The organism is Pseudomonas sp. MD195_PC81_125, from assembly GCF_014060985.1.
Classification (GTDB): domain Bacteria; phylum Pseudomonadota; class Gammaproteobacteria; order Pseudomonadales; family Pseudomonadaceae; genus Aquipseudomonas; species Aquipseudomonas parakoreensis.
The window spans coordinates 1-25,028 of sequence record NZ_JABULD010000035.1; the positions used below are offsets into that span (position 1 = coordinate 1).

Consider the following 25,028-nt stretch of genomic DNA (forward strand, 5'->3'; position numbering starts at 1 on the left):
GCCGAGGAAGGAAAACAGCCACGCTTCATAAACCGACACGGCGGCGCTGAGCAACGCCAGCGCGAGGACGTAGCCACGAGCCCCCCGAGTGCAGGCCCAGAGAAACCTGGCCAGACCGTTGGGCGGCGGTGGCAACTCGTCAGGCGGGAAAGGGTCGAGTCTTCGTTCAAACACACGAAGCATGGTGTTCTCCAAAACAGTCAAGTCAGGGAGATTCTGCCACCGATTGGATCCCGGGAGGTCTTTGTGAAAAAGTGTGTGCTCCTGACCTGACGAGTGCCTGACATCGCTACCAAACCGCGATATGCGAATCCGCCCTGGGCTCGGTCCCGCCACACAGCACACCCGTCACCGGATCACGCAAAATGATCTGCCCGCGTCCGTAATCCGTGAGGTCACTGGCGATCTGCACCTCATGTCCGCGACGCGCCAACGCATTGGCCAGATCCCTTGAAGCGCCCTGCTCGATGCCAACCTTCATCCCGCCCAGCCACTGCCAGCGCGGCGCGTCCAGTGCCGACTGCGGGTTCAGGCCGAAGTCCACCAGGTTCATGACCATCTGCACATGGCCTTGCGGCTGCATGTAGCCGCCCATGACGCCGAACGGTCCCAGCGCCTGGCCGTCCTTGGTCAGGAAGCCGGGAATGATCGTGTGAAAGGTCTTTTTGCCCGGCGCCAACGCGTTGGCATGCTCGGGATCAAGGCTGAATTCCTGCCCTCGGTTTTGCAGGGCGATGCCGCTGTCCGGCAACACCACGCCGGAGCCGAAGCCGTGGTAATTGCTCTGGATGAACGAGACCATGTTGCCCTGCCCGTCCGCGGTGGCCAGGTACACCGTGCCACTGGCGTGTGGATCGCCCGGCTTCGGCGGCTGCGCCTGATCGCCAATCTGAGCACGGCGGCGGGCGCTGTACTCGTCACTCAACAGATCGGCCACGGCCACGCGCATGTGCAAAGGATCAGTGATGTAGTGCAGGCCATCGCTGTAGGCCAGCTTCATCGCTTCCAGCTGGCGGTGCCAGGTCTGTTGGCTGTCACGGTGGTCGAAGTCGAAGCCTTCAAGAATTTTCAGCGCCATCAGCGCGACCAGCCCCTGCCCACTCGGCGGGATTTCCCAGACATCCACGCCGCGATAATTGACGTGGATGGGCTCGACCCACTGCGCGCGGTAATGCTCAAGATCCGTGGCGCGCAGATAGCCGCCCGTTGCCCGCGAATGCGCATCCAGGCGTTGCGCCAAATCGCCGCGATACAAACTCTCGCAACGCGTGAGGGCCAGTTCTTCGAGGGTTCGCGCCTGCGCCGGGTTACGGAAAATCTCTCCGGCCCTGGGCGCGCGACCGTCAATCAGGAACGTGTCGAACCAGGCCTGCAGCCCTTCATTGCGATGGGGACTGAACTCATCCAGCGCGATCTGCCATTGATGGGCAACCACCGGCGACAGCGGAAAACCGTCTCTGGCCAGACTAATCGCCGGTTGCAGCAGATCGGCAAATGGCAGCACGCCAAAACGTTGTGACAGCTCGGCCCAGGCCGATGGACAACCGGGTACCGTCACGGGCGTCCAGCCATACAACGGCATTTGCTCATGGCCGGCCGCCTTCACCGCTTCGATGCTCAGACTGGCCGGGGCATGGCCGTTGGCATTGAGGCCATGCAACTGGTCCTTGAACCAGACCAGCGCAAACGCATCGCCGCCCAGGCCACACCCCGTAGGCTCGACCACGGTCAGCGCCGCCGCCGTGGCGATGGCGGCGTCGATCGCGTTACCACCCTTTTGCAGCATCTCGATACCGGCCTGCGCGGCCAAAGGTTGGGACGCCGCAACCATGCCACGACGGGCGAAGACGCTTTGGCGTTGCGACGGATAAGGGTATTCGTGAGCAGAAAATTTCAACATGGCAAAGGCTCTTCAAATCAGCAATTCATTGGCCGGACTTGATCCGGTTCCATTCGCGGGTGATCAGACGCTGGATGTTTTCCGGCAGATCGGCGGAGACGAAGGCGTGGTTGATCACCTCTCAGTCGGGTAGATCCCCGGATTCACCGCTGACCTTCGGATCCATCAGCGCCGTGGCGTCCTTGTTCGGGGTTGGCGTAGCCGACGTAATCGCTGACCGGTGCAATCACCTCTGGGCGCAGCAGGTAATTGATAAACGCATGGGCGTTGGCGACGTTAGCGGCGTCTTTGGGGATCGCCAGCATGTCAAACCAGAGGTTCACGCCTTCCTTGGGAATCAGGTAACGAATGTCGATGTTTTTGCCCGCCTCGCGCGCCCGGGTCTGGGCCTGCATCACGTCACCGGAATAGCCGATCGCCACGCAGATATCGCCGTTGGCCAGGTCGGCGGTGTACTTCGATGAGTTGAAATAGGTCACCGAAGGCCGCAACGTCATCAGCAATTTAGAGGCCTGTTTGTAGTCGTCCGGCTTGACGCTGTTAGGGTCAAGCCCGAGGTAAAGCAGGGCCTGGGGAATGATCTTCACCGGCGCATCGAGGAACGCCACGCCGCAGCTTTTCAGCTTGGCGAGATTTTGCGGGTCGAACACCATTGACCAGGAATCGAGCGGCACATCCTTGCCCAGCACGGCGCGTACTTTCTCCTCGTTGTAGCCGATGCCTACCGTGCCCCACATGTACGGCACGGCGTATTGGTTACCGGGGTCGGCAGCCTGCAGACGTTGCATCAAACGCGGGTCGAGGTGCTTCCAGTTATCGAGCAATCCGCGTTGCAGCGGCTGATAGGCGCCAGCGCGAATCTGCTTGGACAAAAACTGGCTGGACGGCACCACCACGTCATAGCCCGAATGCCCAGAGAGCAACTTGGCTTCGAGCATTTCATTGGTGTCGAAAATGTCGTACTGAACCTTGATCGTGCTGGCCTTTTCGAAGTTCTTCAGCGTGTCGGGACCGATGTAATCGGACCAGTTGTAGACCTTCACCACCGAGTCGGCGGCCTGAAGCATGGGGACCACGGCGGCGTAGCACAGCGCCGCAAACACACTCGATAAACGCATCGTCGATTTCCTTGTGAAATTCACAGCACGCGGCTGAGGAAGGCCTGGGTTCGGGGATGAGTCGGACGGCTGAAGATCTGTTCCGGCGGGCCTTGTTCGATCAGTTCGCCCTGATCGAGCACCACCACCCGGTCGGCGACCTCGCGGGCAAAGCCCATTTCATGGGTGACCACGACCATGGTCATGCCCTCCTCGGCCAGCTCTTTCATCACTTGCAGTACCTCGCCGACGGTTTCCGGGTCGAGGGCGCTGGTGGGTTCGTCGAACAGCATCGCCTGCGGTTTCATCGCCAGCGCTCGGGCGATCGCCACTCGTTGCTGCTGGCCGCCGGAAAGCATCGACGGGGTAATGCCCGGCCTTGTCTGCCAGCCCGACTCGCTTGAGCAAGGCCCGCGCCTGTTCCAGCGCAGCCTGGCGTGGCACACCCAACACCTGTATCGGTGCCTCGATGATGTTTTCCAGAGCGGTCATGTGCGGGAACAGGTTGAAGCGCTGGAACACCATGCCGATGTCGCGACGCTGGCGAGCGATGTTGCGCTCCGAATCACGCACCAGACTGCCGTCCGCCCGGGTGCGATAGCCCATGGGCCGACCGCTGACCCGGATCTCCCCGCCCTGAATGTCTTCGAGCAGGTTGATGCAGCGGATGAACGTGGTTTTGCCGGAGCCCGAAGCGCCGATCAGCACCACCACTTCGCCACGGCGCACTTGCAGCGAGATGCCCTTGAGAATCTGTAGATCGCCGAAAGACTTGTGAATGTTCAGCGCTTCGATGATCAGTTCGTCAGTTGGCTGCGCCATGCTTAGCGTCCCCTCAGCAGTTTCAGAGTGCTGCGACCGAACATCCGACTGGAGGCCGGCGGTGGCGAAGAAGGTCGGTCGGACTGACCGAAGCGGTTCTCCAGCCAGCGCTGAAAGAAGCCCCACAGCGTGGTAAGCAACAGGAAATAAATCGCCACCACCAGGTACAACTCGAACACCCGAAAAGTCGCCGAGGTGACCATTTGCGTGCTGAGCAACAGTTCTTGCACGCCGATCACGCTGACCAGCGTGGTGTTTTTCAGCATCACGTTGAACTCGTTGCCCAGCGGCGGCACGATCACCCGGAACGCTTGCGGCAGGACGATGCGGCGCATCAGTTTGGCGAAGGTCATGCCCAGCGAACGCCCGGCCTCGTACTGGCCCTTGTCCACGGCGCCGATCCCGGCGCGGATGATCTCGGCCATGTACGCGCCTTCGTTGAGCCCCAGAGCAATGATTGCCGCCTGAATGTTGCCGGGCACCACCAGCCCGAACAGCTCAATGTCTTCGAAGCGAAAAATCCCGCCCGCCGCCAGCGCGGTGTAGAGGAAAACGATCTGCACCAGCAACGGCGTGCCGCGCATCAGCCATACATAAAAACGCACGGGACAGATGCAACAACGGGTTCTTCGACAAGCGCAACAATGCAGCGGCCAACCCCAGCACACAGCCCAGCAGCATTGCCAGCACACTGATCAGGCAGGTCAGCCAGAGCCCGGTGAGATAAACCCCGCTCGGCTGCAACAGGTATTGCCAGAACACATCCCAATTGAAGTTCATCAACGCTTACCTCAATCGAGTGTGTCGCTGGAAACGTGCCATTTGCTCAGAAGCTGGTTGTAGCTGCCGTCGCTGCGCATGTCGGTGATGATCTGCTGCACCGCAGCGCTCAGTTGCGCATCGTCCTTGCGGATGCCCAGGCCGGTGAGAATCCGGCTGAAGGCCGGGACGCCTTCTTCGAACAGATCCGGAGCCGTCGCCGCGTAATAACCGGCGGTTTCCACCGTGGTGCCGTAAGCGTCGACCTGATTGATGCGCAAGGCCTGGAAGGCATCGGTGTCGGTGTTGTAGACCACCAGTTTCATCGGTGGCTTGCCGGCCTTGGTCAGGCTTTCATTTTCCGCATCGAGCAAGGTCTTGATGGTCGAGCCGTTAAGCACCGCGATCTTGTGCCCGCTCAGATCCGCCAGGGTTTTCTGCGCCTTCGGATTGCCTTTGGGCACGACGACTGCCTGGCTGGAATACATGTAGTTGACGATGTCGATCACCTCACGGCGCTCGGGCTTGTCGAACAGCTGGTCGACGATCATGTCGCACTGTTTGGCAAGCAAGGCCGGGAGCAGTCCGGAGAACGGAATCACCCGCCAATCGACCTGCTTGTCGCCCAGGCGCTTGGCGATTTCCAGGCCCAGGTCGACGGTCAGGCCTTTGGGCTTTTGCGCTTCATCGAAAGACACCAGCGGCGGCGAATCCATGCCCGAGCAATAGGTCAGTTTGTCGACCTTGACCAGACGCTCCGGCACCGTGGGTGCGGCGAGCGCCCATTGCGAACAGAGTCCGAGGGAAATTGCAGCCAATAACAGGCGAGACGTATGCATGACCAGACACTCCAGTTCGGTTAGTAACGGGGCAGTACTCAACGTCAAAACATCGGCGGACTCGTGTTCCGCTCTGTGGTTATTTTTCCGATTGCAAAAATTTGATCAGCTCGGGCACCGTGCCTTCGATGTGCTCGCGCACCACGGCTTCGGCCTTGCTGGCGTCGCCGGCACGAATCGCATCAAGGATGATCTGGTGCTCCTGGCGGGCGCTCAGCGGCTTTTCGATGTGCTGCAGCCACAGGCGCATGGGCGCTTCGATCAGCGCGTAGAGGGCGCTGATCTGCTTGAGCAACCGAGGGCGTTCGCTGAGGCTGCACAGGTATTCATGGAACTTGCGATGGCGGCTGACCCACGCCGCACTCTCGTCGCGGTAGTCATCCATTTCATCGAGAAGCCGTTCCAGCGCCGTCAACTGACGCTCGCTGATCCTGGGCACCGCGATGCGAATCGCCAGGCCCTCTAGCGCACTGCGCATCTCGAACACTTCGTGCATCTGCTCGACATCCAGACCACTGACCACCGCGCCGCGATTGGGCCTCAGCGTCACCAGACCCTGCGCATCGAGACGGCGAAACGCCTCGCGCACCGGCATGCGGCTCATGCCGATTTCACTGGCGATGTCCTCGGCGATCAACCGGTCGCCCTTGCGGTACCGACCACCACAAATGCCCTCCAACAGAAAGTTGTAGGCCTCTTCTTCGGCGGTCATCGGTTGACGTTGATCGAAGGCAGGAGCGAATTGCATGGCAGCACCTTTTGTCTTTTTTGTATCCAGTTATCCACGGATGCAAAAAAGCACGATGCATGCCAGATTTCTCCGCACCGGGCCAAGCGCTTGATTTGAATGATTTAACTCACGAATTCATAACGAACAGCGATTTAATGCTGCCGCCCGAAGCTAGAACAGTGCTACCCGATAGCCCATGGCAAGCCCCGCAAAGGTGCAGATTGGTAGCTGAGTAACACTCAGGCCAGCGACACCTTTGCGGTACGTATTCAGCAGATCACGAGCCAGTTCACTGCGTCACCACCACCTTGCCGATCATCTGCGGATGCAACAACGCAAAAATATTCAAACTCCCCCGGCGTATCGAATACCCAGGAAAAGCTGTCATTGGTGTCCAGCGCACCCGAGCGAAACACCTTGTGGGTTTCCGCCACCGTGTGCGGGATCTGATCATCATTGACCCACGTCACTTTGGTGCCGACGGCCACGGTCAGGTCCTTGGGGGCGAACATGAATTCCTCGATGTCGATCTTCACTTCCGCTGCCCACACCGGTATCGCCAGCAACAGGCACATCAGCGCCAACAGTCGCGTTTTCATCGGTTCACCCTCCGTCACACCAGTGTCGAATCAATCAGGGCCAGTGGGTGATCGCCCTGGGTCGCGCGCACGTCGGTGATCCCCAGGTAATTGCGCAGCTGATCCGCCGCCACCGTCATCGGCCCCGGCGACGGTGCGGCACCCGGTGCCGGCTGCGGATAGGCGGTGCCACGGGCGGTGTGGAAGGTCATGTTGCCCTCGACTTTCTGGATCACCTGATGGATGTGCCCGTTGAGCACCGTCACCGAGCCGTACTTGCGCAGCATCGCGATCGCCTGATCGCCGTCCTCGGTGCCCCAGCCCCACGGCTGATAAACCGTCCACAACGGGATGTGGGTGAACACGACGATCGGCGTGCTGCTGCTGACTGCGCGCAAGTCATCGGCCAGCCAGGCCAGTTGCTCGGCGCCGAGGGTGGCTTCATGACCGGCCTGGAAATTGAAGACATTGATCAGCCCGATGAAATGCACGCCATGATCATCAAAGCTATACCAGCCGTTGCCTTTGGTGCCCTTGCCGTAACGCTCCAGGTACAGCTTGCCGCCACCCTCGTCGAGGGTGTCGTGTTCGCCGGGGACGTAATGCACGGTGGATGGCAGGCCCTTGAGCAACTGTGCGGCGGTGTCGAATTCCTCGGGCTTGGACAGGTGGGTGATGTCGCCAGTGTGCAAGATCAGCGATGGCCGTCTGGGCAGCGCGATGACCTTGTCGATGGCCACCTGCAAGGTCTTGACCGGTTCGGGATTGGCTTCCTTGTTGAAGCCGATGTGCGAATCGCTGATCTGCACGAAGTGAAAAGGTGCTGTCCAGCGCCTTGGGATCGCTGACGTTGCCTGCGTCATCCAGCGCAAAGGCTTTGGGGATGCCGCCGCTCAGGGCCCAGAGAACCCCGGCCCCGGCCCACGCCGAGCATTTGAGCAGGGTTCGCCGGTCCGGGTTGAGCGGGCCGTCGGTGCGCAGCGGGTGTTTTTGCTTGAATGTCCATCAATGTGTCCTCGCGGGCGAACTACAGTGAGGTAGCTGACACGAGGTAAACCTTGCGGCGTGAGGCTTTATTCCACGGCAAAAAATAAATCTTTTTGCGCGAATAAAACCTGCCGCAGCGCGGTTACAGGGGGGTGACGGTGCGGAACCGACCATGAAGCGATTTGAGGAATTGATTGCGCCCCATCTGGACGCGGCCTACAACCTTGCGCGCTGGCTTACCGGCAACGACAGCGCTGCGCGCGACGTCGTGCAGGAAAGCGCCCTGCGCGCCTTCCGGTTTTTGCAACGTTTCGCCGACGGCAACGCCAAGGCGTGGTTTCTGACCATCGTGCGCAACGAAAGCTACACCTGGCTCAAGGCTTCGGCCGGGCGCCATTGGGTCGCCATCGATGACGACCGGGTCGCTGACGAAGGCCCGCTGAGCCACAGCCAGACCCCGGAACTGCTGGCCATTCACATGGAAAATGCCGCCTTGCTCCAGCAGGCGCTGAGTGCTCTGCCGCCGGTGTTTCGCGAGGTGATTGTGCTCAAGGAACTCGAAGACATGCCTTACAAGGACATCGCCCTGGTGGTCGATATTCCGATTGGCACCGTCATGTCCAGACTGGCCCGGGCACGTGCCCTGCTCAAGCTCGAACTATTGAAGTTGCACGATCATGAATGAACTCGACTGCGCGGTTTGCCAGACACAGTTGCACGGCTATCTGGATCAGGAACTGGATCCGGCGACGGCGGCGCAGGTGACCGCGCACTTGAGCACCTGTGCCGAATGCGCGCAGCTGCACGAGCAAGCGAAATTGCTCAAGGTCAGCGTGAAGCGCCATGTACCCCTACTACCCGGCGCCCGCCGCATGGGCGGCGAGCGTGTTCGCCGCAGACAAACCTGAGCCGAGGTTCATCCAGCGCTGGCAAAAATGGCTGGCCCCGGCCTTTTCCGCCGCCGCGCTGGCTCTGGCGCTGGTGCTGTATGTCGCCACTCCCGGCAGCGAGCAACCCTTGATCGACGAGGCCGTGTCCAGCCACGTACGCTCGTTGATGGGCGAACACCTCAACGACGTGGTGTCGTCCGATCGCCACACCGTCAAACCGTGGTTCACCGGCAAACTCGACTTCTCGCCCCCGGTATTCGACTACACGGCGCAAGGCTTCCCCTTGCTTGGCGGGCGTCTGGATTACCTGCAACACCAGACCACCGCCGCCCTGAGCTACGGGCATGCCAAGCACATCATCAACCTGTTCATCCTGCCGACGAACGAGGCGGACCAAGCCGTGCAGAGTCACAGCGTGCGCGGATTCAACGTGGTCTCGTGGCAGGCCGCTCATATGCGTTTCGTGCTGGTGTCGGATGTGGAGAAAGGAGAATTGGAGGTCTTGGGGCAGTTGCTCAGAGCGCAATGACGGTGCGCCAAAGGCAAAATCCCCGCGTATTCACTACGCTTGAGAAATCCGCCGCAGCGCCATTGCCAACAACAGATTGAACAATGCGCTCGGGCCGCTGTTCCAGATGAGCAAACCCTAGCTACCAAGGACGAGCATATGGACAGTTTCGCTCCTGCCACGCCGGTTCCGCCTCAGCAAAGCGCCATTACCCGCCGCCTAGCATTTGCGGTCGCCACGCTGTTTATCGTCGGGGTGATTGCTGCGATTGGCACCCTGCTCAGCATTGCCGCTCGCCTGGATCGCGAGGATGTCGAGCAAACCCGCTTCTATACGGCCCGCGCCCTGGAAAATCGCATTGCGACCTCCAAAAGCTACATCACCAGTTACGCTGACTGGAACACGGCCTACGAACACCTGCATCCACATGTCGATACCGACTGGGCGTACAACCAGCAAAATATCGGCAAAACCCTGTTCACCACCGACGGTTATGACGGTGTTTTTGTGTTGAATCGACAGGGGACCCAATACGCCGTGGTGCAAGGGCAACAGAAAGAAGGTGACATCTCGCGCTGGCTCGAGGTATCTGCCGCCTCACTGATTGATCAAGTGCAAAGCCAATCCAGTCTGACGGTGCCTGTCAGCACCTACTCACTGTTCGACGGATGGCCGGCACTGGTTACGGCGGCGGCAATTTTGCCCAACGACGAACGTCCAGTGGGCGATCCGACACAAACCTCGGTGCTGGTGTTCGTCGACAAGCTGACGCCCGCCAAACTGCGGGTGATCGGAGTCGCTTATGGCCTGAGCAACCTGACCCTGACTCCGGACGGACAACTTGCCGAAGAACAATCACGAGTACCGCTGGACAGCACCGGTTACAGCTTGATAGCGGATCTGGAACGACCCGGGCAGCAACTGCTGTGGTCACTGCTGCCAACCCTCGGCGCCGTGCTGGCCGTGCTGATGCTGTTGACCGCCTATTTCTTGCGTCACGCCGTGCGTTCTTCAACCTACGTCGACCACAGTTTCAGCACGCTGCAGGCTTCGAATCAGGCACTGGAGGCGGCCAACCATGCGCTGGAAGCCAGTGAAGAACGCTTTCGCGCGGTCGCCGAAGCGGCGTCGGACTGGATCTGGGAAGTCGACAGGCACTTGCGCCTGACCTATCTCTCGGCGCGCTTCAGCGAGGTGACCGGCTACCCGCAAACCCAGTGGCTGGGCCAGGGCATCGGGCAACTGGTGGCGTGCGATACCACGCCGCTGGAGCTGTGGCTGAAAAAACTCACCGAGGACAGCAATGCCAGCGACTTGCGTTGCACCTACCGCGATCACGCCGGGCAGCAACGCCACTGCCGACTGTCGGCGCGGCCAATTATCGAGAAGCAAACCGTGGTCGGCTATCGCGGCACCGCCAGCGACATCACCGACGAAGTCGCCGCCCATGCGCAGATCCAGCACCTGTCGATGCACGACGCCCTCACTGGCCTGCCCAATCGCAACCAGTTGGCGCGTTATCTGGATGAGGCGCTGCTGCTCAAGGAGCACGCGCCGCCGCTGTCGCTGCTGGTGATCGACCTGGACAACTTCAAGCCGATCAACGACTCCCTCGGCCATCCGGCAGGCGACGCGGTGCTGCAGGAAGTCGCCAGTCGTCTGCGCGAATGCACCCGCGAGCACGACATCGTCGCACGCCTGGGTGGCGACGAATTTGTCGTGGTGCTCAATGGCATGGACACTCGGCAGGAAGTCGACCGGTTCTGCACCCGGCTGGTCGAGAGCCTGCATCAACCGATGCTCTTCGAGCACCATCCGTTGCACGTCGGGGCCAGCATCGGTATCGCCCTGAGCCGCCGCCAGGGCTTCGTGCCCAGCGAGTTGATCCGTTGCGCCGACATCGCGCTGTATCAGGCCAAGTCCGAGGGCAAAAACACCTGGTGCTATTTCGAAGCGCACATGAACGACCAGATCCAGACCCGCCGGCAAATGGAAAGCGACCTGCGCGGCGCGCTGAAAAAACGACGAATTCATTCTGCATTACCAGCCGCGCTACACCGTCGACGGCAAGCACATTGTCTCGGTCGAGGCGCTGGTGCGCTGGCAGCACCCGACCAAGGGGCTGCTGGGACCGGACGTGTTCATCGGCCTGGCGGAACAGACCGATCTGATCGTGGCGCTGGGACGCTGGGTGTTGCGCGAAGCCTGTGAAACCGCACTCGAATGGCCGTCAGACATCCTCCTGTCAGTCAACCTGTCCCCGGCACAGTTCGCCCTCAGCGATGTCGTCGAAGACGTTCGCGAAGCGCTGATCCAGACCCGTTTCCCGGCCAGTCGCCTGGAACTGGAAATTACCGAAAACGTGATGCTCGTCGACACCGACGGCGCGCTGGCCACGATGAATGCGCTCAAGCAACTCGGCGTGCGCCTGAACATGGACGACTTTGGCACCGGCTATTCGTCTCTCGGCTACCTGCGCGCCTACCCGTTCGACGGGATCAAGATCGACAAGCGCTTCATCGCCTCGATCAGCAACGGCGCCAACGATCGCGCCGTGGTCCAGGCGATCATCGGCCTGGGTAAAGCCATGGGCCTGACCGTCACCGCCGAAGGCGTGGAAACCGAGGAGCAACTGGCGATTCTGGGCAAGGATCAATGCAATGAGGTGCAGGGTTATTTCATGAGTCGGCCCATCGACAAAGCGGCGTTCGCCCGATTGTTGCAAACCGCCAGAACCGGGCCGGCCGATCATTCGCCGTCGAAGAAAGGTCGCGTCATCTAGCCGGCCTTGTATCACTGCCATTCAATCATTGAAATGCACAAAGCCCGTTTCGACACGCGTTGTTAATACGGTTTTCCTGTTGACTTCAATTGATTTTGTTCAGGGTGTGTTTAGGGCCGTCATGCTTGAATAGCCCTCGCCGCGGGCCAGGCTCAACATCAATCTCGCGCCACACACAAGTTCAATGCAGGCGTCACCGGACTGTCAGGATTGCGGTCAAAAGAACAACTTCACTAAAGGGTTAACGATGGATCGATATGATGCCCGGCTTGTTGTAGAGCGCACTTCGCGGGCTGGAATGTTGACGGGACTGATTGCAAGAAATCCATGCCTGAGCATTTTTTTTCATGACACTGGCGGTGTTCATGGCATTGCAGTACAAACCCGCGGTCCTCAACTACACAACACGCTTTGTCGACTTTGCCGACTACATGTTGCTGCACGGCATCACACTGTTCCCGATCACCGAAGACCTCAAACCCTATCCCGACTACACGGTCCTCAATACCTTATTGGTCTACCTAGTGTCCTTGCCATTCGGCCGGGTATCCGTTCTTTCCATGGGTTTTCCGTCCTGCGTGGCCGCGTCGCTGATGCTGGTATTCATTTATCGACTGGGCGCGCTGCACAGCAAGAAGTGGGGGGCGTACGGCGTTCTTTTCAGTCTGCTGACCTGGGCTTTTCTCGACGGCGTCAACTCGCTGGCACTGGATATCTATCCGGCGCTGTTAACGGTGATGTGCTTCTACTTTGCCTATACGGCCGAGATCAAAAAAAGACCCGCGCCGCCTGGTGTTTCTGTACGTCGGGCTGGCACTGGGTTTCGCTTTTCGTGGGCCTATCGGCTTGATCGGACCTGCGAGTGTCATTGGCGCTTATTACTTACTGAGCCGGCAGTGGCGCATGTTGCTGCTGTTTTCACTGCTCTCGGGGGTGATTCTGACTGTAGGGGTGGTGTTACTGGCATGGGCGGCCTACGTGCAAGGAGGGCCAGCGTTCCTCGACGAAGTGCTGAACATGCAGGGCATCGCACGCTTCGGTTCCGACCACGCGCCACGCTATTACTTCTACTTCTCGACAGGTCTGCTGACCTACGGCATCACGGTGTTTTACGCCATCAACGTCATTCTCAAGAAGTACAAACTGTTCTTCCGTTCGAACCGCGATAGAAACATCTACCTGCTGCGCTATCTAACCGGCTGGCTGCTAGTGCTGCTGGTGCTGTTCACTCTTCCGAGTTCCAAGAAAGCACGCTACATCCTGGCAATCACCCCGGCGATTTCATTGCTGGCCGCTTACCTCTTCGTCAGCAAGGAAGCCGCCTTCGTCCGCGCCAAAAACGGCCTGCTCAACGTCTGCCTGAAGCTGCCCCTGCTGGGGTTGGGTATGCTGGTGGCGGTGCTGGTCTACAACAACTTCGCCGATGTTCCGTTACAACCTAATTACCTGGGCGTGGGCCTGGGGTTGTCTGCCTTGTTGAGTGTCTACCATGGTAAACACCAGTACTTCGCCGAGCATCCCTATCGCGAGTTCATAACGCTGTCGTTTGGCGTAGCGGCTTTTCTGATACTGGATATGTTTTTTCTTCAACCCGATCACCTACCACCTGGAACTCATGATCGAACCCACACCGAAGTTTTTGCCGTATTGGTTTTGGTGAAGCCTCTTCCTGATTCATGAGTTAGCGACACGACTGTCCAGCATCCACATGTTGGTATCTGACGGGGTCATGACGCATCCAAGGTACTGAATCGGCGGCAGGGCCTGCACAAAAGCGGTCGTTTGGAGCAGGAAAAAATAAGGTGGCGCCCGCTTTCGCGAGCGACACCTTCATCCACTGCCTCCTAATCAAGCCTTCTTGTTCGCCTCTTCCAGCGCTTTTTCAGCGTTGAACCCGTCGAAGTTCTCGAATACGCCCAGAAAGCCCGGTACGGTTACTTCTCGCGCCCAGTCGCGCTGTAGTTCGCAGTACATTTGCACCCGACTGATGAGCTTCGCGCCCGCCTGTTCCATTCTGCGCAACGCCGCCTCGTGCGCGGCGAGCGATGTGCCGCCGACCGCATCGACCGGCACATAAACGTCATAACCTTCCTGGATCGCGTCGAGCACCGGGAATGTCAGGCACGCTTCGGTCCAGAGTGCAGTCATGATCAGCTTCTTGCGCCCGAGCGCCTTGACTGCCTGCTTGAATTGCGTGTCCTCCCAACTGTTGATCGATGTGCGGTCATAGGTCGGCAGATGGCCGAGCACCTTTTGCAACTCCTGAATCGGCGGCTTGTTGCGGCCGGTCCCGACATTGACTGTCGAGTGAATGATCGGAAGGTTGTAGTTGACCGCCGCCTTCGCGACGCTGGTTATGTTGAAGACGAGTTCATCACGCGGCATCGAGCGGATCGAAGAAACCTGAACAGGTTGATAATCGATGATGATCAACGCCGAGTTTTCCGGGGTCAGTAGCTGATCGGTATGGGGGTTGCGGAGAGTCTCGCTTGCCATCGGCAAATCCTTTTCATGGGTGACGCACGTTTATGAATCAGGCCGGAGCCTGTGCGGGTGATGGATTCCGAGACATGTGCGAATGACGCCATGCCCGGAAAATCCATTGTGCTGTTCCCATGTTCGACGCAGTAGTAGCATTGCGCGACGTGCTGTGTCGCGAAAAGAGGAACGCAAGCGTGGATATCGAAGAACTGCAGACCTTCGTGGAAGTGGCTGATGCCGGGGGCATTTCGCAGGCGGCTCTGCGTCTTGGCGTGTCGAAATCGATCGTCAGCCGCCGCCTGGCTCGGCTTGAAACCGAATTGGGTGTGCAATTGCTGGCACGCTCCACTCGCGGCGCGGCACTTACCGAGGCCGGTGCGACGTTCCGGGACTACGCCGCCAGGGTTTGCACCGAGATCGACATCGCCAAGGAAACGATCCTGCCCGCCGGCGCCCTCCGCGGCCGCTTGCGCGTGGCCGTGCCGCTGTCGTTCGGCCAGAGTCACTTCGCCCCGATGCTGGCAGAAATGGCGCGTCGGCATCCGCAACTGCACATCCAGACCTGTTACAGCGATCGCTTCGTTGACCTCATTGCCGAGGGCTACGATTGCGCCATCCGGGTGGGCTATATGCAGGACTCCAATCTGATCGCCAGACGAATTGGCCCGGTCTACGCCAAGCTCGTCGCCAGCCCCGCCTACATCAACGCGCATGGAGAACCCCAGACGCCGGATGAACTGATTGCTCATCAGGCCCTCATGCAGGGCACCGAAGCCTGGCAATTCATGGATGGCGACAAAGTCATCACGGTCCGTCCGCAAGGCCGCTTCAAGGCCGACAATGGCATCGCGCTGGTCGCCGCCGCGACCGCAGGCCTGGGTGTCGCCTACCTGCCCGACTGCGTCACCCATGAACACGTGGCATCCGGCGCACTGGTGCCGATCATGACAAACCATCCTCCCCCTCCGGCCGGTGCCTACATCATCCGCCCGCCGGGTCCGCATCCTGCGCGAAAAATTCGTGTGCTCACTGAACTGCTGATCGAGTTCTTCGGCGAAACGCCACACCTGGCGGTGCAGCCGCTGTCACATCAGGATGATGCGTTGGCGTGAGGTTGGGTTAAGCGAGAGCGACAGACGTTTCTCTTGATCCGCCATTCGCGTAGGGCAGCTTCCGGTCAACGCGACTCGTTAACTCTCACCCGAGCGTGCATCATCGCCACGATCCCGTCGTGGTATCGAAGCCATCAGTGCAGAACCTGCCCGTCCGCAAAACGAGTCTTTTGAAACGGAAGTCTTCTCATGTTCGAACGTAACAAACTGGTTCCGGAGTTAATGGTCACCAACCTGGATAGCAGCCTGGCTTTTTGGGTTTCTCGTCTGGGGTTCAAAGTCGCTTATCAACGCCCGGAAGATGGATTTGCATATCTTGATTTGAATGGTGCTCAAGTAATGCTTGAGCAGATTGATTCGGACGCGGGTCAATGGCTGACTGCGCCGTTGGCCAAGCCGTTTGGAAGAGGCATCAACTTACAGATTGATGTTGAGGCTGTCGCACCCATCATCCAGAAACTTGATGAGGCTGGATGTCCACTCTATCGAGAATGCAAAAACACTTGGTATCGGGCTGAAAATGTAGAAGTAGGCCAGCGCGAATTCATCGTCCAGGACCCCGACGGTTATCTCGTAAGGTTGGTAGAGCGGTTGGGGGAGAGACCGGCTTGCCCGTTCTGAAACCGAGCCAAGCAGTCCGTCAACTTCGGGCCGGTGCAGGCCTTCACGACAGGCAGCAATCGGCCAGAAGCGGGCATCGGCAAGCGACCGCTGTTGCCTAATAGCGGCCGTTGTGGAATGGCAGGAAACGACCGATAGATGTCTTCGATATGCAACTTTCGCCCGGCAGCGGCTCGATTGTAAGAATATGGCGGAGAGCTGCAAAACCGCCTACGCTTATAGAATGATTCCTCGAACACCTTGCCCATCTGGTGGTATAGAGCCGAGAGATCTGACTTCCTTTGACCGTCCACTTAACACCCACCCGGACCGACCCGCGCCTATCGCCAGCAACTGCCCCCTGAATCCGGTCCACACGACCAGCAGTACGGCGCAACGGGTAAAAGCCAGACCCAGTCCCCCACCTGTCGTTCAAAAGCGACCGATGCCGCAGCACCTCTGGAAACGGGGGCGCTGTTCACGTTCTGCCATGAGGTCAATCCGTATGTATCGGCCGAGCACGACTCCTTACCAGCAGCATCGAGGGTTCAGCCGGACCTTCACTCAGGGGCATTTGAGCCTTGGATTATTCTTTCCCATGGAGGCGTTCGACGGGGACACTCCGAGCATGCTCAACCAGGTCACACTGGCTAAACAAGCCGAGGCGCTGGGCTTCTGCGCGCTCTGGTTTCGCGACGTGCCGCTTCGCGACCCTGGCTTCGGCGATGTCGGCCAAGTCTTCGACCCCTGGGTGTACCTGGGCTATATGGCTGCCCATACCTCGGAGATTGCGCTTGGCACCGCTTCCATTGCCATCCCTTTGCACCATCCCCTGCACACGGCCAAGGCGTCAGCCAGCGTCGATCAGTTGAGCACAGGTCGCTTGATTCTGGGGGTGGCTTCGGGAGATCGGCCGGTGGAGTTTTCGGCTTTTGGTGTCGATCCCGAAAGGCGTGGAGAAATCTTTCGAGAACACTACGAAGTGATTCGGCAAGCCCACAGCACCAGCTTTGAGCCCATCCACTGGAGCACTGGCGAAATGCACGGCGCAGACCTGATTCCGAAACCCACCACCCAATTCATTCCAATGCTGGTGACCGGCAACAGTCGCCAGTCACTGGATTGGATCGCGCGTGAGAGCAACGGATGGATCAACTATCCACGCATACCGAATATGCAGCGGCTGGTCGTGGAAGATTGGCGGCTGGAGGTCACCAGGCAATGTGGCTCTGTGTACAAGCCCTTTACTCAGTCGCTGTACATCGATCTCGATGAGAATCCGTCCACGTCACCCACACGTATCCATTTGGGGTTCAAACTTGGACGTTACCATCTACGGTTTTTGCTGGAGTCGCTTGAGGAAATCGGCGTGGACCACGTCATTCTCAATCTCAAATATGGCAAGCGCCCTGCGGCGGAGGTTATCGAGGAATTGGGTACGCACATCGTTGCGCAGTTCGGAGTGCAGCCGCGTCAGGCAGCTCATTGAACATCGGTCACTGCTACGCCGACGAATGCTCACTTGACGAAACCATAAGGTGTCACGGCGCGGATGACCTCCGGTTCTATATCACTGATGGAGATCTTCGCGCCATGAGCGACCGGTGCCCGGCAAACAATCTACCCTACCCAGCCTAAACCCGTGATGAGCACGTTGCCTTGCAGATTCTGTGCGGCTTCCACGCCGTCCATGGACACGATTTGCGCGCGTATCCTTTCACTTAACCGAGCGCGCGAGCATGGTATGAATCCTTGACACGGCACTTTAGCCATGACTTTTATCTTCAATACAGGTGTTTTGATTGATCACCGCCCGGAACAGCAGCAGGCCCAGGCTATCCTGATTTTCACAAAATACATCCTGGGCCTCCCCGAACTGAATGGAACTTCCTGTTGGATTTGCTTAACCGGGCAGCTTGGCCGCAAGGACGTCAACCTTCTCGATTGATGGAGGTTCGGCAAACAGCTCGGCAGCATTTGCCATAAGCGCCGCCGCGACCTTGCCCGAAAGATGAGCCTGCCGGCCCGCTTCATCCGGGAATGCGTCAAAGATGCCAAAGGTAGACGGCCCCAAGCGGATTCCAAACCAGGCTGTAGTGGCTGGCTCCTCCTCCACTAAAGGAAGGCCGCTCAAGAGAAAGCGCTCCACCTCTTTCTCTTTCCCAGGTTTTGCTTCCAGACGAACGAACAACGCTACTTTGACCATGACGTGGCTCCTGTTGTTACGATGCGGCTGGTGCTATCTGGTCGCAATAGCTAAAAGGGGCATCCGGCTGTTAACTATGGTCGACGACACCAGGATTACAAACCCAAAGAGACCAAGGGTAGCGTCGCATGTCGCTCGGACACTGAGAATGACGTAGTAGGCAGCGCGCAAACCGCAGACCAGCCGCTTGATCACTTTTCCCGAGCTGTGGCCTGATAATCAAGACTCAACGATATCTGAAATTCAGGAGAACATAACAGATCATGGTGACTGTCAAGCCGACCAATATGTACTCGACACGCGGTAGAAATATAACTAACCCACCTAAAGAAAACACGATCAAGGTGTTTTGCAGTATGTATTTCCTTATTCGACTCACAGCTATGAAATAGCCATATTGCTTCCCCAGGAAAAACAAGACCATGCCGGTTATCGACATAATCTGGAAATCGCGCATCGCAATGTCATTCAGGATCGCATGCCTGATCAAATTTGCCAGGAGTGCCAGCCCCATAAAAAGAAAAAGGTGCGAGTAGATCAAGGCGTGCCCACTCATGCTGCTTTGATGTTTGTTCAATAAGTAAAAACTATCAAAATAGATCCACCAGATACTGCAAATCATGATAAATCCGGTGATGGCCGCCATCACACTATAATAACCCCATTGAATGTTAGATAAGCCTCCGGAAAGGCTAATAATTGACTCCCCCAATAAGATTAGGGTGAGTAGGCCTATGCGCTCAACCAAGTGTTCCGTGTGTGCTGGCAACGGTTTTAATTTAGTCCAGAAAAGTACAGGAAACAGAATATCAAGAACAATCCCAATATAAGCAACAAGGTAACGCAAGGGCGGGTCAAAAGTAACGGATGAAAGACTAATAACTGCGCTAACTAATAGGGCGAAGCCGAGCTTTGAGGAAAGTTCTCCGCGAGAATCGAGTTTACTAATGGACGAAATATACATGACACTGATGATCGCACGTATACCAAAATAGCAGGCAATAATAAGCGGGTAGTTCACTTCCAGGCCTTCCCCGATCCGTGCCGATAGCACAATGAGCAGGAGCATTATGAATAATGTTGCCAAACGGTGAAGATTACTGTCTGTATCAAACCTGTTGGAGTAAATCGTGTGACTGGACCAGATCCACCACAACGGTACAAAAAGCAGTAAGAATGTCCATAGTTGCTTATGTTCAAAGTGGCCTTCATGAACATGTCCGAGAGTGTGCGTAACCTGGCCTATCGTAACAACGAAAGTCAGGTCAAAAAACAACTCCAACCATGTTGCGTGTCGATTTTTTTCATAATACTTCAAAGATTTCATTAGTTGCCGGCTCCGTGTCCACCTCTTTAATGTAAAAGGAAGCTAACGTTGGTTTTTCCTCGGCTCCGATGTGGGTGATGCCAAGCCGATTTGGCTCTCTAGCGATTTCGTCCACGCACTAACAAAAGCTCAATCATCTGACTCATCCCGATGAACTCTGGAACTCCGTCATAGCGAATCCCGTCAATGTAAAACGCTGGGGTGCCATTCACGCCGCTGCGTACACCGCCATTGAAATCGGCTTGTATTTTGGGAATGTAAGTATCCTCTTGCATTGCAAGATCGAATTCCTCCCTGGAAAGGCCGTGTTTGAGAACAATGGCGCGATACAGCGGCAGACCCAATCGATCCTGATTTTCATACAATTCGTCGTGAGCCTCCCAGAAGAACCCTCGACTCCCGGCATACTCCGCGGTGACCGCTGCACCCAGCGCATGCGGGTGAGCGGTGGTCAGAGGAAAGTTACGGAACACGAACAGCAAATCATCGCGAAAATGCTGCTGCAGATTCTTGACCATCCAATACGCTTCACCGCAATAGGGACATTCATAGTCGCCAAATTCCACCAAGGTGACCTTGGCATGCGCACTTCCCTGACGATGGTCGTTGGCACTTACTGGGACTTTGAGAGTGGCCATGTAATCACCTGTTAATTTTTGATTGGCGTGCCTTGTGGCGAATTCACCAGAGCATCCAGCGCATCCAGAATGCCGTCCGCCCCAGGGTTGATTGCCATTGGTGAGACGTAGCTCCAGGCGACCACCCCGTCCTTGTCAATCACGAACAGCGCACGCTTACAAAACCCGAGCTGGGACTCGTACGCTCCATACTGTGGTGCAACAGCCCCTTTGGGCTCGAAATCGGCCAGCAGGCTGAAGTGAAAATTCCGATCTTTGGCAAAGGCCTGATGACACCAGGCGCTGTCAACCGAGATACCCAGTAGCGCCGCACCGTATTCTCTGAATGTGGGTAGCAACTGGTTGTACAAGGTCAGTTGGTCACCACACACCGAAGTCCAGTCAGCGGGATAAAACGCCAATATCACGGGATTTCCCTTTAGCTCACGCAGCGACAACTGTTGATCAGGGGTCGCGTGAAGAGTGAAGTCGGGCGCGACAGTGCCGGCCGGCAGCGGACCCTGAACCAGGTCGCCATTGGTTTTTTGTGCATCATCGAACTCTAAAGTATTCATTGCTTGAACCTTGATAGATGGGTGGTTGGGACGTGCTCAGTGGGATGCGACGTGCCCGGCGGGATAACTCCATCCACCATCAAGGGGTTCAAAAAAAGACAACGCTGCCTCGATCTCAGCCTGAGCCTGAGTGATTTCGGCAGCGAAACGTTCACGTTCCGCATCAAGGAACACAAGAAGATCCGCCGTGTAATCGCGGAATTGGATTAGGCCAGGTTGGCAGGGGAATGGTCAGATTCGCTCTGGCTCACCAATGACTATAGTCGTTGATGACGCTTGCCGTAGTCGCTGAACGAATTTTCGGTACCCTCAAGTGCCAACAACACTTACGCGCTTATCTTGCTGCCATTTCAGGCGGCGCTTTAACACGATGATTTTGGCAGCTATTTCGCCACTTCAGACAAATCTACATCTGCTTTCTGGACGACAACGGCTGCCCGTTACGACAAGCAGAAACCGACCAGAGGCAGACACTGACACCGCCTTCAGGTCGACAGAATGAAGGTTGATATGGGAAATGCTCTGGACAAACGAGTCGTTGTCATTAGTGCCGGCATCGTGGGCGCTTCGCTGGCGTATCACCTGGCTGATAAAGGCGGGAATATCACCTTGGTTGAGGCTGAAGGTAATCAAAGATGCGGCTCGTGCAGCGATGGTGCTGTACCTAACGAATAGTCGAGATCGGTCTTCGGGAAGCTGAGCGGTAGCCTTTGCGAATATTGTCACTGACCGCTTTTGGCTGATAGCTGCCAGCCAACGTCAACTATTTCCAACTCAGCGCAAACACCGCATGGGATGGCGTTGGATTTTCTCCAGACGTCATTCAAGCCGTTCTTTCGCCATGGTCACGCCCGGTGTTCAAAATACCTGGTGGCTCCATCATCAGTTCGATGAGCGATGGAATTCACCGGTACTGAATTCCATCCGTTCATGGCGGCCGCTGGACCTGACTCAAGTGTGGCGCTGAACCAGTGATCACAAATACCAGCGATACTCCCGCGCGCTGATCTCCTGCATGAATGCCAGGTGATCCTGACGTTTGTTCTCGCAATACACGTCGACAAACTCGGCGCCCAGTCCCGCCCGCAGTTGCGGCTGATGCTGCAACGCGCGCACGGCATCGAGGATTTCCGTGGGGAAAGCGATGCCGCTGTTGCGATCGTCGTTGAGGGGCGGGATCGGTTCCTTGCCTGATTCCAGACCATGTTCCACGCCCACCAGAATTGCCGCCAGCACCAGATACGGGTTGGCGTCGGCGCCGGCCAGTCGGTATTCGATGCGCAGGTTTTTCGTATCCGACTCGGGGGATGCGCAGGCAGGCGTCACGATCCTCGTAACCCCAGCTCGCCTTGGTCGCAGTGTTCACCGTGCCGCTCAAACGGCGCATGGCGTTCTGGTTCGGCGCGAAGATCGGCATGCTGTGCGGCAGCAGATCCAGGCACCCCGCCACCGCATGGCGCAGCGGCTGTTGGTGATTGGCGGCCAGCAGATTGTTGCCGGCGGCGTCATACAGGCTGACATGCACATGCATGCCGCTGCCCGGATGCTGCACGTACGGCTTGGCCATGAAACTGGCGCGATAGCCGTGCTTGAGCGCAACGCCGCGGGTGCTGCGACAGAACAGCGCCGCCCAGTCGGCGGCGCGCAAACCATCGTCCAGATGGCCGAAATTGATCTCGAACTGGCCCGGCCCCAGCTCTGCGGTAATCACCGTGGCGTCGATGCCCTGCGCCCGCGTCGCTTCAACCATGTCGTCGAGCACCGGGGCGAAACGCGACAGACGCTCGATGTGCATGTTCGGCTGATCATCAGCGTCGTCGGTCAGCTCGTCGCGAGGGAATTGCGGGATGCCGTCGCGAAGTTTTTTGTCGAACAGATAGAACTCAAGCTCAAACGCGACCACCGGGTGAATGCCTTTGCTCGCCAATCGATCCAGTACTTTTGCCAGCACTTCGCGGGGTTCGAACTCGATGGGTTTGGCGGTACCGTCGGAGGTGATCAGCATCTGCCCCAGCGGCTGATTTTCCCAGGTCACGGGCTTGAGGGTGCCGGGCACCAAGCGGCGCACAGCGTCCGGGTCGCCGTCGTTGAAGCAGTAATCGCCGATCTTGAACAGACCGCCCTGCACGCCCAGCAACACGCAGTTCTGCGGCAGTTTCAAGGCGCTTCCCGCTGCGACTTTTTCGAGCATGTCCACCGGATAGCGCTTGCCGTAAAAATGCCCCGGAATGTCCAGGGAAATCAGGTCGACATAGCGTACCTCGGGGTAGCGTTGGCGAAACGCGCGCACTTCGGCGAGCAGGTCAGAGCAGACAGCGTCCATCGTATTCATCCTTTGTTGTTATCAGGTGTAGACCCAGAGCACGCGGGTGAGCTGCGCGGTGAGGTTGCCGTAGCGGCAATGGGTGTGACTGTCGAATTGAAAGCTGTCGCCGGCGCTCAAGGTCACCGGCTCGTCGTCGTTGCCCAGCCACAAGGTCAGCTCGCCTTCGAGGACGTAACCGCCCTGCTCCGAGCTGTCGCTCATGTGCCGGTCACCGCTGCTCGCGCCTGGTTCCAGATGACTTTCGAGCATCGAGAACGAGGCACGCATCTGCGGCGACACCAGAATGTCGGTAATGCCGCTGGCGTAATACAGCGTGCGGCGCTCGTCCGGGCGGGTAACCCACGGCACTTGTCTGGGTTTGGGCAGGCTGTAGAAATAGGTGGTCGGCACGCCGAGGGTTTCGCTGATCGCGGTGAGGTCGGCCACGGTCGGGCGCGACAGCCCACGTTCGACTTGCGAGAGAAACCCCACCGAACGGCCGATTTTGTCCGCCAGTTCCTTGAGGGTGCATTTCTTGTGCTTGCGCAGGTCGTGGATCAGGATCGCCAGCGCCGCGATTTCTTCTTGCTTGTTCATGGCCAAAATCCCATCAAATACTGTCGCGCAGGCGATACCAGGCCTTGCCGATGGCTTCCAGCGGTGCGGCGAAGTGCTTGCCGCCGGGGAAACGGCCATTGCTCAGGCCCTGGTACAACGCCAGTTCATCCGTCTCGCCGAGAATTGCATCGGACACCGCACGGGCGGCGGCCAGTGTCGGCAGCACGCCGTGCCCCGAATAACCCTGAAGCCAATAACGGTTGCCCTCGCCGCCGACATCCGGCGTACGGTTCATGGTCAGGTCGATGTGCCCGCCCCAGGCGAATTGCAGTTCAACGCCCTTGAGTTGCGGGAACACCCGTTCGAGAAACGGCCGGGTCGCCGCCGCAATGTCCTTGGGCATGCCACCCAGATAGGTGCAGCCGCCGCCGAACAACAAGCGGTTGTCCGGCGTGCGGCGGAAGTAATCAAGGACGAACTGGTTGTCGGTCACGCAGACGTTGCTCGGCAGCAACGCCGTGGCTTGCTCGGGGGTCAGTGGCGCGGTGGCGACCTGGTAGGTGCCGACCGGCAGGATGCAGCTGGAGAGCTGCGGATCGAGTTCATCGAGATAGGCATTGCAGGCCAGCACCAGCACATCGGCCTTCACCGAACCGCGCTCGGTATTGACCCGGAAGCCATTGCCCTCCTGCTGATAACTCAGCGCTTTGCTTTGCTCATGAATACGCCCGCCGGCGCGCTCGATGGCGGCGGCCAGGCCAAGGGCCAGTTTCAGCGGATTGAGGTGCGCGCCTTCGGCGTCGTACAGGCCGGCCTGGTAGCGTTCGCTGGCGACCCATTGCGGCAGGTCTTCACGGGGAATGAATTGCAGGCCGTCATGGCCCCATTTGTGACTGGCTTCGTGTTGCCACTCAGTCAGCAGGCTGACTCGCCGCGGCATCACCGAGGTCCACAAATGGCCGGGGCGATAGTCGCAATCAAAACCGTGTCGCACGGGCAATTCACGCAGTTCCTGCGCGGCCCAGCGCATGCCGTCCCATAGGCGACGGGCGCGCTCATAGCCGAGCGCAGCTTCCAGCGGCGGCATGTCGCACGACCAGCCCAGAATCGCCTGCCCGCCATTGCGTCCCGACGCGGCCCAGGCCACGCGACTGGCTTCGAGCACAGTGACGCGCTTGCCGGCCAAAGCCAGACGCAGCGCGGTGTGCAGCCCGCTGAATCCGGCGCCGATGATCACCACTTCCGCTTCGTGCGCGCCTTCCAGCGCCGGCCGCGTGCTGAGAACATGGGCGCAACTGTGGGCGTAATAACTGGCGACATGCTGCTGGGCTTGCTGAAACATTCGGCGCCTCATG

At 58.3% G+C, this 25,028-nt stretch carries 17 protein-coding genes and 9 pseudogenes; 8 read left to right on the forward strand and 18 right to left on the reverse strand.

From position 1 onward, the window contains the following. From HT737_RS01785 to HT737_RS01825, 9 genes and pseudogenes are all read right to left on the reverse strand, one after another. The coding region (locus tag HT737_RS01785; protein WP_182401172.1) for a hypothetical protein at positions 1-183 on the reverse strand (183 nt) is incomplete at its 3' end. A 106-nt stretch (positions 184-289) separates the two neighbouring features. Next, on the reverse strand, positions 290-1,900 hold the full coding sequence (locus tag HT737_RS01790) for a gamma-glutamyltransferase family protein (RefSeq protein WP_182401174.1): 1,611 nt from the start codon (positions 1,898-1,900) through the stop codon (positions 290-292). A 25-nt stretch (positions 1,901-1,925) separates the two neighbouring features. Beyond that, positions 1,926-2,967, reverse strand: a pseudogene (locus HT737_RS01795) (polyamine ABC transporter substrate-binding protein). Positions 2,968-3,038: 71 nt separating this feature from the next. Then, positions 3,039-3,819: pseudogene (locus tag HT737_RS01800) on the reverse strand (amino acid ABC transporter ATP-binding protein). A 2-nt stretch (positions 3,820-3,821) separates the two neighbouring features. After that, on the reverse strand, positions 3,822-4,511 hold the full coding sequence (locus HT737_RS01805) for an amino acid ABC transporter permease (protein ID WP_374011125.1): 690 nt from the start codon (positions 4,509-4,511) through the stop codon (positions 3,822-3,824). 99 nt (positions 4,512-4,610) lie between these two features. Next, the gene (locus tag HT737_RS01810) at positions 4,611-5,417 is read right to left on the reverse strand and encodes an ABC transporter substrate-binding protein (RefSeq protein ID WP_182401176.1); all 807 of its coding nucleotides are present in this window, start codon (positions 5,415-5,417) and stop codon (positions 4,611-4,613) included. A gap of 79 nt (positions 5,418-5,496) precedes the next feature. Next, on the reverse strand, positions 5,497-6,165 hold the full coding sequence (locus HT737_RS01815) for a GntR family transcriptional regulator (RefSeq protein WP_182401178.1): 669 nt from the start codon (positions 6,163-6,165) through the stop codon (positions 5,497-5,499). Between the two features lie 271 nt (positions 6,166-6,436). Beyond that, a pseudogene (locus HT737_RS01820) lies at positions 6,437-6,746 on the reverse strand (plastocyanin/azurin family copper-binding protein). A 14-nt stretch (positions 6,747-6,760) separates the two neighbouring features. Beyond that, positions 6,761-7,706, reverse strand: a pseudogene (locus HT737_RS01825) (metallophosphoesterase). 178 nt (positions 7,707-7,884) lie between these two features. Between HT737_RS01825 and HT737_RS01830 the strand changes: the two are divergent. The 4 genes and pseudogenes from HT737_RS01830 to HT737_RS01845 all read left to right on the forward strand — a co-directional run bounded on the left by HT737_RS01830 (position 7,885) and on the right by HT737_RS01845 (position 13,572). Next, on the forward strand, positions 7,885-8,397 hold the full coding sequence (locus HT737_RS01830) for a sigma-70 family RNA polymerase sigma factor (protein WP_041064046.1): 513 nt from the start codon (positions 7,885-7,887) through the stop codon (positions 8,395-8,397). Then, positions 8,390-9,131 (forward strand): annotated as a pseudogene (locus HT737_RS01835) (anti-sigma factor). Before HT737_RS01830 ends, HT737_RS01835 begins: the two are co-directional and overlap by 8 nt. A gap of 138 nt (positions 9,132-9,269) precedes the next feature. Further along, positions 9,270-11,892, forward strand: a pseudogene (locus HT737_RS01840) (EAL domain-containing protein). A 792-nt stretch (positions 11,893-12,684) separates the two neighbouring features. Next, positions 12,685-13,572 (forward strand): hypothetical protein, encoded by an 888-nt coding sequence (locus HT737_RS01845; protein ID WP_306287136.1) that lies wholly within the window; start codon positions 12,685-12,687, stop codon positions 13,570-13,572. A gap of 168 nt (positions 13,573-13,740) precedes the next feature. Here the strand turns inward: HT737_RS01845 and HT737_RS01850 are convergent, their stop codons facing one another. Then, complete coding sequence (locus HT737_RS01850; RefSeq protein ID WP_182401180.1) at positions 13,741-14,388, reverse strand: hydrolase; 648 nt, start codon at positions 14,386-14,388, stop codon at positions 13,741-13,743. A 179-nt stretch (positions 14,389-14,567) separates the two neighbouring features. Here HT737_RS01850 and HT737_RS01855 point away from each other — a divergent pair, with 179 nt between their 5' ends. From HT737_RS01855 to HT737_RS01865, 3 genes are all read left to right on the forward strand, one after another. Then, positions 14,568-15,485, forward strand: a complete 918-nt coding sequence (locus HT737_RS01855) for a LysR family transcriptional regulator (protein ID WP_182401182.1) — start codon at positions 14,568-14,570, stop codon at positions 15,483-15,485. Between the two features lie 189 nt (positions 15,486-15,674). Continuing rightward, on the forward strand, positions 15,675-16,106 hold the full coding sequence (locus tag HT737_RS01860; RefSeq protein ID WP_182401184.1) for a VOC family protein: 432 nt from the start codon (positions 15,675-15,677) through the stop codon (positions 16,104-16,106). A 484-nt stretch (positions 16,107-16,590) separates the two neighbouring features. Beyond that, complete coding sequence (locus tag HT737_RS01865; RefSeq protein WP_182401186.1) at positions 16,591-17,574, forward strand: LLM class oxidoreductase; 984 nt, start codon at positions 16,591-16,593, stop codon at positions 17,572-17,574. 38 nt (positions 17,575-17,612) lie between these two features. On the opposite strand, the pseudogene HT737_RS31600 reads toward HT737_RS01865, so the two are convergent. From HT737_RS31600 to HT737_RS01885, 5 genes and pseudogenes are all read right to left on the reverse strand, one after another. Next, positions 17,613-17,795 (reverse strand): annotated as a pseudogene (locus tag HT737_RS31600) (potassium transporter); the annotation flags it as partial. 193 nt (positions 17,796-17,988) lie between these two features. Beyond that, a complete protein-coding gene (locus HT737_RS01870) occupies positions 17,989-18,291 on the reverse strand; it encodes a putative quinol monooxygenase (RefSeq protein ID WP_025569629.1) in 303 nt (100 codons plus the stop codon). Between the two features lie 226 nt (positions 18,292-18,517). Beyond that, a complete protein-coding gene (locus tag HT737_RS01875) occupies positions 18,518-19,618 on the reverse strand; it encodes a low temperature requirement protein A (protein ID WP_182401188.1) in 1,101 nt (366 codons plus the stop codon). Positions 19,619-19,716: 98 nt separating this feature from the next. Next, entirely contained in the window at positions 19,717-20,256 is a 540-nt protein-coding gene (locus HT737_RS01880) for a thioredoxin domain-containing protein (protein ID WP_182401190.1), read from the reverse strand. Positions 20,257-20,267: 11 nt separating this feature from the next. Then, positions 20,268-20,810, reverse strand: a complete 543-nt coding sequence (locus HT737_RS01885; RefSeq protein ID WP_182401192.1) for a redoxin domain-containing protein — start codon at positions 20,808-20,810, stop codon at positions 20,268-20,270. A 510-nt stretch (positions 20,811-21,320) separates the two neighbouring features. On the opposite strand from HT737_RS01885, the pseudogene HT737_RS31130 reads away from it, so the two are divergent. Next, positions 21,321-21,434 (forward strand): annotated as a pseudogene (locus HT737_RS31130) (FAD-dependent oxidoreductase); the annotation flags it as partial. Between the two features lie 351 nt (positions 21,435-21,785). Here the strand turns inward: HT737_RS31130 and HT737_RS01890 are convergent. From HT737_RS01890 to HT737_RS01900, 3 genes and pseudogenes are all read right to left on the reverse strand, one after another. After that, a pseudogene (locus HT737_RS01890) lies at positions 21,786-23,142 on the reverse strand (glutamine synthetase family protein). 12 nt (positions 23,143-23,154) lie between these two features. Further along, a complete protein-coding gene (locus HT737_RS01895; RefSeq protein ID WP_047294492.1) occupies positions 23,155-23,712 on the reverse strand; it encodes a helix-turn-helix domain-containing protein in 558 nt (185 codons plus the stop codon). Positions 23,713-23,725: 13 nt separating this feature from the next. Beyond that, positions 23,726-25,015 (reverse strand): FAD-binding oxidoreductase, encoded by a 1,290-nt coding sequence (locus HT737_RS01900; protein ID WP_182401194.1) that lies wholly within the window; start codon positions 25,013-25,015, stop codon positions 23,726-23,728. Between the last annotated feature and the right edge of the window lie 13 nt (positions 25,016-25,028).

Bases quoted from the DNA above. Each gene is read 5' to 3' on its own strand.
- HT737_RS01830 (WP_041064046.1), top strand. From the start codon at position 7,885: ATGAAGCGATTTGAGGAATTGATTGCGCCCCATCTGGACGCGGCCTAC.
- HT737_RS01810 (WP_182401176.1), bottom strand. From the start codon at position 5,417: ATGCATACGTCTCGCCTGTTATTGGCTGCAATTTCCCTCGGACTCTGT.
- HT737_RS01885 (WP_182401192.1), bottom strand. From the start codon at position 20,810: ATGAATACTTTAGAGTTCGATGATGCACAAAAAACCAATGGCGACCTG.
- HT737_RS01870 (WP_025569629.1), bottom strand. From the start codon at position 18,291: ATGGTCAAAGTAGCGTTGTTCGTTCGTCTGGAAGCAAAACCTGGGAAA.
- HT737_RS01860 (WP_182401184.1), top strand. From the start codon at position 15,675: ATGTTCGAACGTAACAAACTGGTTCCGGAGTTAATGGTCACCAACCTG.
- HT737_RS01790 (WP_182401174.1), bottom strand. From the start codon at position 1,900: ATGTTGAAATTTTCTGCTCACGAATACCCTTATCCGTCGCAACGCCAA.
- HT737_RS01880 (WP_182401190.1), bottom strand. From the start codon at position 20,256: ATGGCCACTCTCAAAGTCCCAGTAAGTGCCAACGACCATCGTCAGGGA.
- HT737_RS01895 (WP_047294492.1), bottom strand. From the start codon at position 23,712: ATGAACAAGCAAGAAGAAATCGCGGCGCTGGCGATCCTGATCCACGAC.
- HT737_RS01875 (WP_182401188.1), bottom strand. From the start codon at position 19,618: ATGAAATCTTTGAAGTATTATGAAAAAAATCGACACGCAACATGGTTG.
- HT737_RS01900 (WP_182401194.1), bottom strand. From the start codon at position 25,015: ATGTTTCAGCAAGCCCAGCAGCATGTCGCCAGTTATTACGCCCACAGT.
- HT737_RS01865 (WP_182401186.1), top strand. From the start codon at position 16,591: ATGTATCGGCCGAGCACGACTCCTTACCAGCAGCATCGAGGGTTCAGC.
- HT737_RS01850 (WP_182401180.1), bottom strand. From the start codon at position 14,388: ATGGCAAGCGAGACTCTCCGCAACCCCCATACCGATCAGCTACTGACC.
- HT737_RS01815 (WP_182401178.1), bottom strand. From the start codon at position 6,165: ATGCAATTCGCTCCTGCCTTCGATCAACGTCAACCGATGACCGCCGAA.